The organism is Sodalis sp. dw_96, assembly GCF_018449575.1.
Lineage (GTDB): Bacteria > Pseudomonadota > Gammaproteobacteria > Enterobacterales > Enterobacteriaceae > Acerihabitans.
This window is the reverse complement of record NZ_JAAVUT010000010.1, coordinates 132,557-147,310: the sequence shown is the minus strand read 5'-3', so window position 1 is coordinate 147,310 and position 14,754 is coordinate 132,557. Positions and strand designations below refer to the sequence as shown.

Sequence of the window (14,754 nt, the reverse complement as noted above, 5' to 3'; positions counted from 1 at the left end):
ATTTGGGTGAACGAGCGCAGCCAACGCGCCTGCAACTTGAAAGATGACGGGTATAGATGCTGGTAAAGTCTTAATCAGGAGGACTCAAGGAATGCAAATTCAAGATGCTTTCAGTTATGAACCCGGGACGATACCGTTACTGGTGAGCATACCCCACGCCGGCACCAAACTGACGCCGGCGGTGGAAGCGGGTCTTAGCGAGGCGGCCCGGCCGTTGTCGGATACGGACTGGCATATTCCCAGGCTGTACGATTTCGCCCGTGAGATGGGCGCCCATATTTTAGTGGGGAATTATTCGCGTATGGTTATCGACCTTAACCGACCGCCGGACGATAAACCTCTTTACGCTACCGCCACTACCGGTTTGTATCCCGATACGCTGTTTAACGGCACCCCGACCTTTGTAGAGGGGAAGGCCCCTTCGCCGCAGGAACGCAAACGTTATCTGGATGAAATCTGGCATCCCTACCATCGGAAAATTCAGGACTGTTTGAGTGAGATCAAGGCCCGTCATGACTATGCGCTGCTTTTCGATGCTCATTCCATTGCCTCGGTGATTCCGCGTCTGTTTGACGGCATTTTGCCGGACCTGAATCTCGGCACCAATCAGGGTGAGAGCTGCGCTTCGTCCCTGGGGGAAAAATTAAGCGCCTTTTGTCAGGGGCAACCCTTTAGCTATATTATCAACGGGCGTTTTAAGGGGGGATATATTACGCGGGCCTACGGTCAGCCCCATGCCCGGCAGCACGCGGTGCAGCTGGAATTGGCGCAGTGCAATTATATGCGCGAGGAGATCCCCTTTGATTATCTGCCGGAACGGGCGGAGTCATTGCAGCCGGTGCTTAAGGCGCTGCTGACCATGATGGTGGAATGGGGTAAGACGCAGGGATAGCGGTTCTGGCCCGTGTGCGGCGGGCCCGGCCACGGGTTCGATTTGGCCAATGTGCATGAAGTTAATGGGGAGGGACAGGATGCTGGAAGAGTAAACCGTCCGCGCCAGGGATGGCGCGGATCGAGCCTACATGGACGTATTCACGGCGTGTTTACGATCCAGTATCCTGTCCTGACCGGGCCCCGTTTGGGCTTGAAGTGATGCATAAACGGCCGCCATAGAATAAAAGGAGCAGGCGAGACCCTGTCAAAGTTGTTGACTTGGAAGACGGCTACTCCGGCGGGCGGAAAAACCACGCCCGCTTCGACCCCATCAGCACGCTCTCCCTTTAATACGCGCTCACTGTGGCAAAGGTTGACTTTGGCTCGCTTGTTGTCACGTTCGGTGATCGCGAGTGACGGTTGCCCCTTAGTCTTCCGGGGCGAAGCAGGTTTCCTGCTCGACGCATTGCTCGCAGCTTGGCGAACGGCAGGTGATTTCGCCGGATTCAGCCAGGCACAGCTGGCGATAGAAAAATTTCTTCCACCGCATGTTGCGATGGTTCATGCGCACCAGCTCCGGGAAGCAGTCGGTCATCAATTCCCGTAATTCCTCCCGCGACGATAGCCCCAGGTCTTGCCAAAGATGATTAAAACCCAGGGAGCCGCCGGCGATGAGCTGATTTAACGGCGCGCCGCGGGGCACCATATATTGTTGCAGCCACTCCGCCAGTCCCTGTCGTTCCGGCCTGCGGGAATGTTGCAGCAGGGTGAGTAAATCGTCCTGTTGGCGCAGGGCGTGCGAGCGGGGAACGGGAGCGAGTAACACCCGCTGCGCCAACTGTCGGTAAGCGGCGGACGGCAAGCCCATATCCGCGGGGAAACGCGCCCGGCCTTCCAGGTGGTTTATCATTAAGCGCCGCAACCAGATTTCCGCCGGTGCGTGCAGCAGATTCTCGGTGGGTCGTTTAACCATCAGGCCACCCCCTTGCGGTCTTTTGCGGGGGACGGCAACAGTCGGTGTTGTTGCCACCATAACTCAATGACCTCGCTGACCGATTGCCAGGCCCCGGATACACAAGGCTCGATGCCGGCCTGCTCCAGGCGCTGCCAGGGGCTCATGCCGATGCGAGCGCAAAACACCGCGGAGACATCCGCGAGCAATGCCACCACCGCATCAAGCCGCTGCTCATGCCGGCTGACTTCATCATCGCATTCGGTCTTGTCGGTGCAAAAAGGCGGGGTGAACCGCTCCCCGATAAGCTTCACGCCGGCCGCCGACGCGCTGTAAATCTGGAACCGCTGTACGTGGCCGAAATGTTCGTCGATCAGCACCCCTTCCCGCGTGGCGACGGCCACCAAACAGGCATCAGCGGACTCGGATTCCCCGGCGGTGGCGATGCCGGCCTGGATCTGCGCCCGCTGATACATGACCGGCAGATAGGGCTCGGCGGTTTTCGGTATCGCCGACAGCGGGAAACTCTGGCTGCGATCTTCACCCAGCATACCGATGGCATCCGCCCGGCATTGGTGGCAATGGGCCATTTGCGGCATCGACATGCCGCAGTTGGCTCGTACCTCGGCGACTTCCTGGGCGCTGGGCTCCCGCTGCCCCTGTAAACCGAAAACGGTGCCGTGCTCCGGCCGGGAAATCAACGGCATGACGTTGTGCAACATGGCGCCCCATTCACGGGCCTTCTCGCTTACCGCCGGCAGGTGGCGATCGTTGATGCCCGGGATCAGCACCGAATTGATTTTGACCATAATGCCCCGGGCGGTCAGTTTGCGGATACCCTCCTCCTGACGGGCCAGCAGCAGCGCCGCCGCTTCCCTCCCTTCCAGGCGTTCGCCGTCGAACCACAGCCAGGGGTAAATTTGTGTCGCGATGTCCACATCCAGGGCGTTGACCGTTACCGTGACATGATCCACACCGACGTCCACCAGTCGATCCACTACCTCCGGCAACGCCAGGCCGTTGGTGGACAGGCAGAGTTTGATATCCGGCAGCACCGTGCGCAACCCTTCCAGAGTATTGAAGGTGCGGGCGATATTCGCCAGCGGGTCCCCCGGACCGGCGATGCCGATAACCGCCAACTGCGGCAGGGCGGCGGCCACATGGCGGGCCTTGGCAATCGCCTGGGCGGGGGAAAGGACTTCCGATACCACCCCCGGCCGGGATTCATTGCTGCAATCATATTTACGGTTGCAGTAGTGGCATTGCAGATTACAGGCCGGGGCCACCGCCAGGTGCATGCGCGCATAACGATGATGGGCGGAGCGGGAATAACAGGGATGTTGTGCTACTTTTTCCGCCTGGAGCGGCGTTAATTCCGCTCCACCGGACGCACCGCAGCCCGAATTATCTGAGGAGTGACAAGATGCCATGTAAACCGCCTTTTGCATTACGACATATAGCTGTCATATTGCAAATGCCATGCCTGGAAATCCGGGGGCTTAATAGCTTATATTTCTTATAGTTGGATCACGCCGACCGCTGGCGGCCCTGTGTTGTTCAACCCCCCGTTGCCGACATTGTCTTATATACGACAAAACCAGCCGCCCTTAACTGTCGCTCCCGTTTCGACGTGTGAGATCATTCTCGCTTCGACCTGACATGCCGCACTTGTCTCGACTTAAGATGCTACCCGCGTCTTGATCTGAGAGGCTACCCGCGTCTCGACTTGAGATATCACCGCCGTTACGACGGTAGAGGATAAATCCGTTGGCGTCGGCCGGGCGGTGTCCCCGCCAGATTTCACGCCAGTCCGGCGGGAGATTTTTACCCGGATTTTTCAGTGAATCCTGTACCAGCCGCAGGTTACAGCGCAAGGAGGAATCGTTAAACGTGACGCCGTCACCTTCACCTGACCAGCCGGCATAAATTCGGGTCCCGGCCCGGCCGGTGACATAATGCAGCAGTCCCAGCTCAGACTCGCCGAGTCCGTCGGTGGACAGACAATTCCCCTGAATAACCAGGGGCGTCAGGGCTTGAAAGGTGGTGCGATAGCTGCGCGCCGCGTCAAACCACGGCATCAGCAATAAAAAGGCCGTCACCCACAGCATTGCCAGCCCGGCGGACCAGGACATCAGCAGCCGGACTTCATTCCGGGCGCGGATAACCCGCCACCAGAGGACAACCAGCGCCACCGCCGCCCCTTGCAACAGCCAATGGGTCTGCAGCATAAAGAATTGGGGAAACACCCGCCCCACCCCCGGCCAGAGCATTCGCAACAACAAGGGCTCCCCGTGGCGGCTCAGTTGGTGCCAGGTAATAAGGATAAGCGCCAGCAGCGCGACGCAGAGCGCGTTTATTATCCGACACAACGCCGCGCAACGCGGTTCCGTTCGCCGTGGCGCCGACCGCTCCATGGCCGTACGCCCCCCGGTTGACCATTGCAATACTGTTCGCCCCAACCCGCTTCGTTCTATCCCGACCCATCGCATTAACCTCACGCCGAATTCAGTCCCGCGGCGATGCCGCCGCACTACCAGGGGCAGCGCGGCCAATGCCATGGCGGGATACAGCGGCAGCAGATAAATACCGCGCATGGAGGCGGAAGAGATCAAGGTGCCCAGGCCGACCGTCAGGAAGATCAGCACCGCCGCATAGGCCGGGCGGCGGTGCAACAGGCGATATAATCGCTGACGCCGACAGCGGCCGGATACCGTGCGGACCGCGGCCCCCGCCAGCCCGGCCAGCAGCAAAAACGACAGCGGCGCCCCGCCCGCCATCAGCGACAGCAGGCGATTGGAGAGGGGATTATCATGCCCGCCCAGCTCGGTAAAACCGGCGAAGCGGCCGACGTTATTCACCCAGAACCACTGCATAAACAGCTCCGGTTCCCGCAGGTAGAGCGCCAGCGGCCAAGGCAGCGCAAACGGCAGCGCCGCCAGCAAGGCGGCCAGGGCGAATCTCAGGCCGCCGCGTCGCCGGAATGCCGGCAATAACGCCAGGCAGCACATCAGGGACAGGCCCGCGATACCCGCCACCAGCAATCCCTTGGACAGAAAGGCGATACCCGTGCCGGCGCCAAACGCTATTCCCGGCGGCAACGACAAGGGCGTGCTCTCTACCGGCGCGGCGCCACCGGCGGTGTTGTTCCCAGGCACCTTTCCCGGCGGCAACGACAAGGGCGTGCTCTCTACCGGCACGGCGCAGCGGGCAATGCCGGCCGCCAGTGCCGCCAGCGCCAGGGCGGCGCCGGCCATCTGGCCCAGGTCGGCGGTAAATTTATGCACATGCTCCGCCAGGCCGAGCGTCCCCACCAGCAAAGCCAGGGCGCTCAGTTGCCAGACCGCCCGGGTCGGCATCAGGGGGAGCGGGCATCGCCGCCCCCGTTGCCGTTCGCGATGCAGACATGCCGCCGCCCATAACAACGAACCCACCGTCACCGAGATGCACAGGACCACCGCCAAGCGGGAGGATTCGTATGCCGCCGTCCCCGGCCACGCCTTGGCGAACAGCGCTCCGAGCCAAAACATCAGCGGCGGTTTCTCCAAAAAAGGGTCGCCGGCCACATAAGGCACCAGCCACTCCCCCTGCCGGAGGATGTTCCAGACGATGCTGAACGAATAAGGCTCATCCGCCTTCCAGGGAAACCGGCCGAATATTCCGATAAGAAAATAGGCGGCAAACAGCAGATAGGTGGCCGGGAAAAAATATCCCCCGGCGCCTGCCGGAATGGCCGGATAATCACGCCGGCCGGGATATATTTTTCGCAGCAAAAGAGTAAATATATGCTTCAACTTATTTATTACCTGGTTCAATTTAAATAGTCTGACTTTATGAAAATAAAAAATTAATATTATTTTTAATTAGTGTCATAAAAATCTATTTTTGATTCTTTAAGTTTACATTCGTTTATTTTAGAGGGTGTTATCTTTGAAAAATCACTGCGCTTACTCTGGATAGGATAACAGGAATTGTCATGAATAGACACTTTTTTACCAGGAGTCTTTCAAACAATGCGCAGTTTTAAACATAATTGATATGAGTGATTCTTTATTTAGTTGATATGATTTAATTGATATAGAGTACGATAATAAACCAGACAACGTTTAGCTGGGGATATTCGTCCCCCGCCGCCGGATACCGGCAGCGGGGAACGTCTCTTTTATAACCGTTGCTTTTTTTATAACCGATGCATATTGATATTAAGAATTTGAATGCGGTAGGCGACCTGACGCGGCGTCATGCCCAGCAAACGGGCGGCCTTGGCCTGAACCCAGCCGGATTTTTCCAGTGCGGCGATAAGCCGTTGCCGGTCGTCCATATCGCTGTCCCCCTGGGACTCCGAATGCGGCGAAGATTGAGACAACCCGTGGGGCGCCCCCTGGGCGGACATGGCGGCGCATTCGCTGTGGTTGAATAAAATAATGTCACGGTCGATCAATCCCTCCTCCGACATGACCGACGCCCGTTCCAGACAGTTCTCCAGTTCGCGCACGTTGCCGGGCCAGCTGTAGCTCAACAGCAAACGCAGCGCACCGTCGCTGACCCGCAGTTCACGTCCCTGCTTGGCCGACAGTTTGGCGATTAAAAATTGCGCCAGCTCGACGATATCCTCCTGCCTTTCCCGCAGCGGCGGCAGGCTGATGGGCATCACATTCAGGCGATAATAGAGATCTTCGCGAAAATTACCGGCACGCACCTCTTCTTCCAGATTACGGTTGGTGGCGGCGATAATCCGCACATTGACTTTAATGGTGGTATCGCCGCCGACCCGTTCCATCTCGCCCTCTTGCAGAATGCGCAGCAATTTCGCCTGGAAAGAGGCGCTGCTTTCGCCGATTTCATCCAGGAACAGCGTACCGCCGTCGGCGAGTTCGAAACGTCCTTTACGCTGGCGCACCGCACCGGTAAACGCGCCCTTCTCATGGCCGAACAATTCACTTTCCAGCAGGGTATCCGGCAGCGCCGCACAGTTGAATTTCACGAACGGCTCCAGAGTGCGCGGCGAGTTATAATGAATCGCGTTGGCGATAAGCTCTTTGCCGGTGCCGCTCTCGCCGCGCACCAATACCGTGGTATCCCATTTGGCCACTTGGCGGATGACATCGAAAATTTGCCGCATGGACTGGCTTTTACCCACCATATTGTCAAAGCCGTACTGATGCTTGACCTTACGGCGCAGGGTATCCCGCTCCTGGCGCAGGGCCTCGGTTTCGACGCTCATATGCCCCACCAGCCGAACGGTTTGGCAAATCAGGTTGGCCACCATTTCCAGAAACCGGGTGCTGGCCGGCAACCTGTCTTCGTGCAGTTCCATCGGCTGCGCCGCCAGCACCCCGAGGGGGATGCCGTCAGGACCGGGAATCGGCACACAAATAAACGGCAGGTTATAATCATAAAGATTAAGCCGGTCAAGAAAGCGCGGGTCGTCCGACACCCGGGGCAGCACCAGCGAACGCTGCTGGCTCATTACCGTCCCCAGTATGCCCTCGCCGATACGGTAGCGCACATTTTTGAATCCCTTCACCACTTCACTGTCGGCGCCGTAGATCGCTTCGATAAATAAAGCGCTACGGGTTTTGTCAAATAGGCAGACCATGCCGTACTGCATAAAAGCGTGTTCATACAGAGCCTGGATCATAGACTGGAGCGTCTGCCCCATGTCCAGTGAACGGCTCAGCGCCACGCTGATTTTATGTAGCGCGGTAAACTGCTGTGAAAGATCAAAACGCCGCGAAACGTGTTCGGAGGTGGGGAGATGATTCATTAGGATTCTCCTGCTATGACCGGATGCCTGAACAGCTTGGCAGGCAAAGGCAGGCGAAGGGTCAGATGCGTCCCGCCCTCCGCCTGGGTATGGATATCAATCATGCCCTGATGATTACCGATCAGGGTTTGTATCAACCGCAATTCCATGCCGTGTCCCGGCGTGGTGAACGTCTGCGGCTGGACCACGGTCTGGACCGGATGCAGCGACAGGTTATCCTGCAGGGCGAAGTAGAACGCGTTGTCCTGCGCATAGGCGCTGATGGTAATGGTAAGCGGCGTGGAAGGATGCTCTCCCGCCAGTGTCAGGCAGCGATCCAGCCAAAGGCTCAGGGATGCCAACACCTGGTGACGCTGTCCCCAGCCCAGCAATATTTCCGGACGGCACTGCCAGTTAAGCTTGCCCAGCCCACGGATGCGCGGCAGATAAAGATCCGACAGATCCTGCAAGATATCTCCCACCGACCAGAAATCATTTTCTTCCTGTACCAGTGACGGACGGCAGGCCTGTAGCCGCGCCAACGCCTGTTGGCCCTCTTGCCAGGCGGCGTCGAGGCCGGGATGCATCTCGTCATCCGGCTTAAGACGCCGGGCGGCGGCCAGCATATTCAGCGGACCGCTTAGCTGGACCATAGCTGCATCCAGGGATTCACGGATCGCCGCCAGCAGTTTCCCGGACGCCAGGCGGTGTTTAAGCTGCTCCAGACGCTGTTGCGTACGCTGTCGCTGTCGCTCGCTGTCATCGATTAGGGTAATAAGGGTACGGGGCGGCGCGACATTGATAAAAAACCGGCTGACCTCTTCATTTACCTCCGACAGCGGCCAGATGCTCATGCCGAAGGTACGGGTAACGCCGCAGATATTCAGCGAAACGCGCTCGCCTTCGGCCAACCGGGCTTTGTTGGCGGGATAACCGAGTTCCGCCAGCAGTTCACCGCCGCCGCAGTCGGCGCATAAGGTTTTGTAGGCCAGGTTATCCATCACGATGTTGTCATGCTCATCCAGCACGATAACCGGCGCCGGCACATTATTAAGCACCGCGGCAATGAGGGACATTTGATTGCGCAAACGCTGCATCAGGGCATAGCTGTCGCTGATGTCTTTATGCATGCCGAGATAATGCTCAATCTGGCCGTCCGGGCTAAAGATGGGAGATATACTGACCTCAGCCAGATAAAGGCTGCCGTCCTTGCGTTTGTTGATCAGTTGCCCGGTCCAGGACAGACCTTGGGTGATGGAGTTCCACATTTCATGGTAGTTTCTTTTCGGCGTCTGGCGGCTGGCCAGCAGATTATGATTTATACCGGTCAGCTCCGCTTCGCTGTAGCCGGTCAACTGACGGAAAGCCAGGTTGGTGTAGACAATGTTCGCCTGGGGGTCGGTAATAGAGATAGCCACCGATGATTGCTCCACCGCTGTATAAAACAGAGCCGGGCGCAGGGCCGACAATGCCGGCGCGTGGGCGGTTTTTTCCAGCAGCGAAGTCTCATCAAATAAAGGTAAACGCATAAAAACTCCTGCGTGATCTGGGTCAAAAATCTGCTGTGCGTTTCACGACAATTTGTCAGGTATCACGACAGGATGACATGAAGCGCAATTAACAATGTAAATTGTGCAAGTTTGATACCTGCCGACAAAAAACCGACACAAACATTGATCTAAACAGGGGTTTTGGGCCAGAAAATCCCCTTTTGCCCCTGTCCCGCGCTTTTTGTTCCCGCGACACACTCCCTGCACGCGCCAGCATGAAGCACGATCCTGCACTACAATCGCCCATTTTTTGCGCGATGCGTTGTGGCACAGCTTTCGCAATACCTCTGTGAAGAAGTATTTGGCTGTCGGGGAAGGGTATGAAAGAGATTTTGCTGATTGTTCTGGCCAATGGCCTGGTGAATAACATCGTTCTGTCGCGCTTTCTTGGCCTGTGCTCGTTTATGGGCGTGACCAATAAAGTGGATTCGGCGCTGGGGATGTCCATGGCAACCACCTTTGTCATCACCCTGTCCGCCGGTTTGGGCTGGATGATCTATCACTGGATCCTGGTGCCGCTGGGTATGGAATATCTGCGATTGCTCTCGCTGATTATGGTGATAGCGTCCCTGGTGCAGCTGTTGGAGCTGTTCCTGGCCAAACAGAGCCCGGCCCTGTACCGCACCCTGGGAATTTTCCTGCCGCTTATCACCACCAACTGCGCGGTGCTCGGGGTGGCGTTGCTGGTGCTGGACGATAATCTGAGTTTTTTGCACAGCGTGGTGTTCGGTTTCAGTTCCTCGCTGGGCTATTCCCTGGTGATGGTGATCTTTTCAGGTCTGCGGGAGCGGCAAAGCAACGCCTCCTCTCCGCTGCTGTTTCGCGGCGCGCCGATAAATTTTATCACCGCGGGCATCCTGGCGCTGGCCTTTACCGGTTTTGCCGGACTGGCGGGATAAGGAGATAATGATGAATGCGATATTACCGGTTCTGGCGGTTCCCGCCATCGGCATGGTCATCGGTTATTTACTGGGTTTCGCCGCGATTTATTTCAAGGTGGACAAAGACCCGCGCATCGAATCGGTGGTGGCGCTGCTGCCTAACGGCCAGTGCGGCCAGTGCGGATTTCCCGGCTGCGTACAGGCGGCCGGGGCCATGGTGCGCGGCGAGGCGGCGGTGAGCGCCTGCACGCCGGGGGGCGCGGCCTTGGCGAAACGCATCGCCGCTTTGCTGGATGTGCCTCTGGACGGCGCCGACGACGACGGACCGATGGTGGCCATGATCAGTTCCGAGTTCTGCGACGGCTGCGGCCGCTGCCAGAAAAAATGTAATTTCGATGCCATTATCGGCGCCACCCGCCAGCAGCACGGCATTCTCGCCGAGGATTGCACCGGCTGCGCCGCCTGCCTCAGCGCCTGTCCGCAACAAGCGATACAGCTGCGGGCCGATCCCCTGCTGACGCCTACGGCGGCCAAACCCCGCATCACTATCCGCGAGGCTTCTTATGTTTAACGCCCGGATGAAACCCCATGGCGGTATCCGTCCTTACAGCCACAAATCCCTGACCCGCGAAATCGCCATTCGTCCGCTGGCGACTCCGCGCCAGCTTATTATTCCGTTACGCCAGCATACCGGTCCCGCCGCGGTGCCGATCGTGGCGGAGGGCGAGAGCGTGGCCGCCGGTCAATTGATTGCCGAAGCACGCGAGCGGATGTCGGCGCCGGTGCACAGCGCCCTGTCCGGCGTCGTGACGTCGGTTACCCCCGGCGATCAGGGCTGTATCAAGATTAAGGTCTCCGCCGAACAGGCGCCGGCGCCCCGGTTAACCGCCGCCGAGGGATTAAGCGAGGCTGAAACCATGCTGTCGCTTATCGAACAGGCGGGCATTGTCGGCATGGGCGGCGCCATGTTCCCCGCCGCCGATAAAATCAGGATGAGCCTGCGTTATCCCATTGAAACCCTGATCGTTAACGGCGGAGAGTGCGAGCCCTATCTCACCACCGACGATCGGCTGATGCGCGAGCAGGCGGAGTTTATCATCGGCGGTATCCGGTATCTGCAAACCATTACCAAGGCCAAGCAGGTTTATATCGGCATCGAAGACAACAAAACCGAAGCCATCGCCAAGCTTGACGAACTCTGCCGGCAGGAAGATCACATCGAAGTGGTGATACTGCCGTCCCTTTATCCCATCGGGTCGGCCAAACAAATGATCGAGGCGGTGACCGGCCGGCAAATCCCGCAAAATCGCCGCTCCACGGAAATGGGCGTCCTGGTGCAGAACGTCGGCACCTGCATCGCGATTTTCCATGCCGTACGCTTCGGCAAGCCGGTGACCCACCGGGTGATTACCGTCAGCGGTCTGGCCATTGAGCAGCCGGGCAATCTCCTGGTGCCCATCGGTACGCCGATCAAGGAGATTATCGGGCAATGCGGCGGGCTGAAAACCCAGCCGGCCCGCATGGTGCTGGGCGGGCCGATGATGGGTCGCGCCGTGGACGACCTGGATGCCCCCATTAATAAAGGCACCAGCGGACTGCTGCTGCTGACCCAGGACGAATTGCCGCAAACCAAGCCCAGCGCCTGCCTGCGCTGCGGCCGCTGTCTGGATGCCTGTCCCATGAGTCTGGCGCCCCTGACCCTGTTCGCGGAACTGAAGAACGACGGTTTCGCCAAGGCGCAGCAGCAGGGATTGAATGCCTGCCTGCTGTGCGGATCATGCGCCTATGTCTGTCCGGCGGCGCTGCCCTTGACCCAGTTCTTTGACTGGGGACAACAACAGCTTCGGCTGTTGAAACGGCAGGAAGAAAAATTGGAACGCACTAGGCAAAACAGCGCCAATCGACAGGCGCGGCTGACCAAAGAAGCGGCCGAAAAAGCGGCGGCGCTGGCCGCCAAACCGGCCCGGCGTTCCCGCCGGGCCGCCACGACACCGGAGGATCCCTCATGCTAACCGCCCCGCACGCCCATCAGGGTCTTAGTGTCGATACGCTGATGTACCGGGTGAACATCTCCCTGTTGCCGGTGGTGATACTGGCGTTTTTGCAGTACGGCCCCCAGTCGGTGCTGCTGATTTTCTGCTGCCTGCTTACGGCGTTGGTATGTGAAGCCCTTTGTCTGAAGCTCAACCCCAACGCCCAGGGCCATACGCTGGACGGAGCGGCGATTTTAACCGCCCTGATCCTGGCCCTGAGCCTGCCGCCTCATGCCCCCTTGTGGCTGGGAGCGCTGGGCAGCTTCATCGCCATTGTGTTCGGCAAGCATATCTACGGCGGGCTGGGGCAAAACCTGTTTAATCCGGCGATGCTGGCACGGGTGGTGTTATTGATTGCCTTCCCGGTGGAAATGACCCGCTGGGTGGATCCCGCCGCCTTTTACGACGGTGCATTTTACCGCCTGGGAGTGGACGGGGTCACCAGCGCCACCCTGTTGGGCGGCTTTAAGGAAAGCGGCCACCAACACTTGCATCTCCTGGCCAACCTGCTGGGAAACCGCAACGGCAGCCTGGGGGAAACCTCCTTTTTACTGCTGCTGGCCGGCGGACTGTGGCTGATATGGCAGCGGGTGTTCAGCTGGCATATTCCGGTGGCGACGCTGCTCGGCTGCCTGGTGCCCGGCACCCTGCATTGGCTTATCTCCCCCACCGGCATCGTACCGCCGTTGGCTCAGTTAACCAGCGGCGGGTTGATACTGGGAGCGTTTTATATCCTCACCGATCCGGTTACCGGACCCGGCAGCGTACGCGGCCGGCTGATCTTCGGCGCGCTGGCGGGCTTTATTACCTATTGCATCCGCGCCTTCGGCAATTTTCCGGAGGGGATGGCCTTCGCCGTGCTGCTGGTGAACGCGGTGACCCCGCTGATTGACAACTATACCCAGCCAAAAGCCTATGGCTACGTGGGCGGAAAGGAGAAATCATCATGAATGTCATGGGTGACGACGGGTTGTATAGGGCGGCCCTGCCCCGGAATCAGGTTTATGGCGGGAGGCTGCCATGGTAAGCCGGGGGTTGACCTTATTGATACCGAAACGGGAAAGTCCCATTACCCAGGCCTTTTTACTGGGGGCTTTTACCCTGATTGTCTGTTTGCTGGTGGCCGGCTGCTGGTGGCTGACCCACGGGCAGATTATCCAGCGTGAAAAAGAGGATACCCAGGGCATGCTGTCGCAGGTTTTCCCCGCTTCGGGCTACGACAATGCGCTGGCGGACGCGGAACAGACCCTGATCATGGGCGACCAGTCGGTGCATTTTTACCGCGCCAGCCTGCAAGGCCGGCCAAGCGGGATCATCCTCACCAGCGTCACCCAGGGTTATGGCGGACCTATCCAGTTGCTTACCGGCATCGCCGCCGACGGGTCCATCACCGGCGTTCGGGTCATCAGCCATAAAGAGACCCCGGGGCTGGGGGATGCCATCGAGTTGAGCCGCAGTCCGTGGATTTTGAGCTTCAACGGCAAATCCCTTGGCAATCTCACCGAACAGCAGTGGCATGTGAAAAAAGACGGCGGCCAATTTGATGCCTTTACCGGCGCCACCATTACGCCAAGGGCGGTGGTCAAGGGCGTACATGAAAACCTGCTGCAATATCGCCAGTACCGGGCGCAATTTCTTGGCAAACAGGAGCCTGCCCAATGAGTGAAAAAACCATGAGTGAACGTGAAGACGTTATGGGTGAAAACAGCCGGCCGCCGTCGCCGGACATGAGCGTAAGCCCTGAGCCGTTGCTGCGGGACATTATGGTCAGCGGCGTTTTTACCAATAACGTCACCTTTGTGCAAATTCTTGGCCTGTGCCCGCTGATGGCCATCACCACCACCGCCACCAACGGGCTGGGATTGGGACTGATGACCGCCATGGTGCTGGCCTGCTCGAATTTCATCGTGTCGGCACTGCGCAAAATCACCCCCACCCAGATTCGCATCCCGGTGTATATCTCCATCATCGCCTCGCTGGTGACGATTCTGGATTTGACCATGAACGCCTGGATGCACGATCTGCATAAGGTGATGGGGCTGTTTATCCCCCTTATCGTCGCCAACTGCGCCCTGCTGGGACGGGCCGAGGCCTTTGCCGCCCATAACAAGGTGATTCCGGCGGCGCTGGACGGACTCTCCACCGGACTGGGTTTTACCCTGGGCCTCACCAGCGTCGGCGCGGTGCGGGAAATCCTCGGCAGCGGCACGTTATTCAGCGGCGCGTCGCTGTTGCTGGGCAGCCATTTTAAATTTCTCGAGATGCATTTATTGCCGGGTTACCGGGGCTTCTTGCTGATGTTGCTGCCGCCGGGAGGATTTGTGGTGATGGGCATGCTGCTCAGCGGCATCCGGCTGGTAAAACGTTTAACCCAGCGCGCCAGCGCGGTTGAGCTGGCCCGTGAACCCGCCGGGGGATGTCATTGATGAAATTCTCCGTAGCTCACGTTAACGGCGCCCAGGGCCGCTGCATCCAAATGAAGCTTGATGGGCCGGTGACGGTACGGGAAGCCATCCTGGCCTCGCCGCTGCCGCAATTATTTCCTTATTTGGATCTCGATACGCACCGTACCGGAATATACGGTCGTTTATGCGCGCCGGATACGCCGGTGAGCGAAGGGGATCGGGTGGAGATTTATTTGCCGGTCGCCAGAAAAGACAGTGAGGATGATGACGATGCGGATTAGCGCCGTCTGAACCGACAACGGATTTTTTATTTTTTT

Annotated in this window: 13 protein-coding genes; 8 read left to right on the top strand and 5 right to left on the bottom strand. The window is 58.5% G+C overall.

The genetic code is table 11. The annotated features are described in order from the left end of the window. Nucleotides 1–91 precede the first annotated feature (91 nt). Nucleotides 92–892, top strand: a complete 801-nt coding sequence (gene hutG, locus HB631_RS16280; protein ID WP_213992216.1) for an N-formylglutamate deformylase — start codon at nucleotides 92–94, stop codon at nucleotides 890–892. Nucleotides 893–1,300: 408 nt separating this feature from the next. On the opposite strand, the gene HB631_RS16275 is transcribed toward hutG, so the two are convergent. The 5 genes from HB631_RS16275 to nifL form a co-directional block, all read right to left on the bottom strand. Beyond that, nucleotides 1,301–1,846, bottom strand: a complete 546-nt coding sequence (locus HB631_RS16275; RefSeq protein WP_213992215.1) for a nitrogen fixation protein NifQ — start codon at nucleotides 1,844–1,846, stop codon at nucleotides 1,301–1,303. After that, entirely contained in the window at nucleotides 1,846–3,255 is a 1,410-nt protein-coding gene (nifB, locus tag HB631_RS16270) for a nitrogenase cofactor biosynthesis protein NifB (protein WP_213992214.1), read from the bottom strand. The genes HB631_RS16275 and nifB overlap by 1 nt, the downstream gene beginning before the upstream one ends. A gap of 177 nt (nucleotides 3,256–3,432) precedes the next feature. Beyond that, nucleotides 3,433–5,616: a hypothetical protein gene (locus HB631_RS16265; RefSeq protein WP_213992213.1), complete on the bottom strand. Its 2,184-nt coding sequence runs from the start codon at nucleotides 5,614–5,616 to the stop codon at nucleotides 3,433–3,435. 386 nt (nucleotides 5,617–6,002) lie between these two features. Then, a complete protein-coding gene (nifA, locus tag HB631_RS16260; protein ID WP_213992212.1) occupies nucleotides 6,003–7,589 on the bottom strand; it encodes a nif-specific transcriptional activator NifA in 1,587 nt (528 codons plus the stop codon). Continuing rightward, nucleotides 7,589–9,097: a nitrogen fixation negative regulator NifL gene (gene nifL, locus HB631_RS16255; RefSeq protein WP_213992211.1), complete on the bottom strand. Its 1,509-nt coding sequence runs from the start codon at nucleotides 9,095–9,097 to the stop codon at nucleotides 7,589–7,591. The genes nifA and nifL overlap by 1 nt, the downstream gene beginning before the upstream one ends. A 341-nt stretch (nucleotides 9,098–9,438) precedes the next feature. On the opposite strand from nifL, the gene rsxA reads away from it, so the two are divergent. From rsxA to HB631_RS16220, 7 genes are all read left to right on the top strand, one after another. Continuing rightward, nucleotides 9,439–10,017, top strand: a complete 579-nt coding sequence (rsxA, locus tag HB631_RS16250) for an electron transport complex subunit RsxA (protein ID WP_132921701.1) — start codon at nucleotides 9,439–9,441, stop codon at nucleotides 10,015–10,017. A gap of 7 nt (nucleotides 10,018–10,024) precedes the next feature. Beyond that, nucleotides 10,025–10,570, top strand: a complete 546-nt coding sequence (locus tag HB631_RS16245) for an RnfABCDGE type electron transport complex subunit B (protein ID WP_213992210.1) — start codon at nucleotides 10,025–10,027, stop codon at nucleotides 10,568–10,570. Beyond that, on the top strand, nucleotides 10,563–12,011 hold the full coding sequence (rsxC, locus tag HB631_RS16240; RefSeq protein WP_213992209.1) for an electron transport complex subunit RsxC: 1,449 nt from the start codon (nucleotides 10,563–10,565) through the stop codon (nucleotides 12,009–12,011). Before HB631_RS16245 ends, rsxC begins: the two co-directional genes overlap by 8 nt. Next, the gene (locus tag HB631_RS16235) at nucleotides 12,005–12,982 is read left to right on the top strand and encodes an RnfABCDGE type electron transport complex subunit D (RefSeq protein WP_213992208.1); all 978 of its coding nucleotides are present in this window, start codon (nucleotides 12,005–12,007) and stop codon (nucleotides 12,980–12,982) included. Before rsxC ends, HB631_RS16235 begins: the two co-directional genes overlap by 7 nt. A gap of 70 nt (nucleotides 12,983–13,052) precedes the next feature. Then, complete coding sequence (rsxG, locus tag HB631_RS16230; RefSeq protein WP_213992207.1) at nucleotides 13,053–13,694, top strand: electron transport complex subunit RsxG; 642 nt, start codon at nucleotides 13,053–13,055, stop codon at nucleotides 13,692–13,694. After that, nucleotides 13,691–14,458, top strand: coding sequence for an electron transport complex subunit E (locus HB631_RS16225; protein ID WP_255557052.1), 768 nt, complete (start codon nucleotides 13,691–13,693; stop codon nucleotides 14,456–14,458). The genes rsxG and HB631_RS16225 overlap by 4 nt, the downstream gene beginning before the upstream one ends. Beyond that, on the top strand, nucleotides 14,458–14,718 hold the full coding sequence (locus HB631_RS16220; RefSeq protein ID WP_213992206.1) for an RnfH family protein: 261 nt from the start codon (nucleotides 14,458–14,460) through the stop codon (nucleotides 14,716–14,718). Before HB631_RS16225 ends, HB631_RS16220 begins: the two co-directional genes overlap by 1 nt. Nucleotides 14,719–14,754: the final 36 nt, after the last annotated feature.

Bases quoted from the DNA above. Each gene is read 5' to 3' on its own strand.
- HB631_RS16245 (WP_213992210.1), top strand. From the start codon at position 10,025: ATGATGAATGCGATATTACCGGTTCTGGCGGTTCCCGCCATCGGCATG.
- rsxA (WP_132921701.1), top strand. From the start codon at position 9,439: ATGAAAGAGATTTTGCTGATTGTTCTGGCCAATGGCCTGGTGAATAAC.
- HB631_RS16220 (WP_213992206.1), top strand. From the start codon at position 14,458: ATGAAATTCTCCGTAGCTCACGTTAACGGCGCCCAGGGCCGCTGCATC.
- rsxG (WP_213992207.1), top strand. From the start codon at position 13,053: ATGGTAAGCCGGGGGTTGACCTTATTGATACCGAAACGGGAAAGTCCC.
- nifB (WP_213992214.1), bottom strand. From the start codon at position 3,255: ATGGCATCTTGTCACTCCTCAGATAATTCGGGCTGCGGTGCGTCCGGT.
- nifL (WP_213992211.1), bottom strand. From the start codon at position 9,097: ATGCGTTTACCTTTATTTGATGAGACTTCGCTGCTGGAAAAAACCGCC.
- HB631_RS16225 (WP_255557052.1), top strand. From the start codon at position 13,691: ATGAGTGAAAAAACCATGAGTGAACGTGAAGACGTTATGGGTGAAAAC.
- HB631_RS16235 (WP_213992208.1), top strand. From the start codon at position 12,005: ATGCTAACCGCCCCGCACGCCCATCAGGGTCTTAGTGTCGATACGCTG.
- HB631_RS16275 (WP_213992215.1), bottom strand. From the start codon at position 1,846: ATGGTTAAACGACCCACCGAGAATCTGCTGCACGCACCGGCGGAAATC.
- nifA (WP_213992212.1), bottom strand. From the start codon at position 7,589: ATGAATCATCTCCCCACCTCCGAACACGTTTCGCGGCGTTTTGATCTT.
- hutG (WP_213992216.1), top strand. From the start codon at position 92: ATGCAAATTCAAGATGCTTTCAGTTATGAACCCGGGACGATACCGTTA.
- rsxC (WP_213992209.1), top strand. From the start codon at position 10,563: ATGTTTAACGCCCGGATGAAACCCCATGGCGGTATCCGTCCTTACAGC.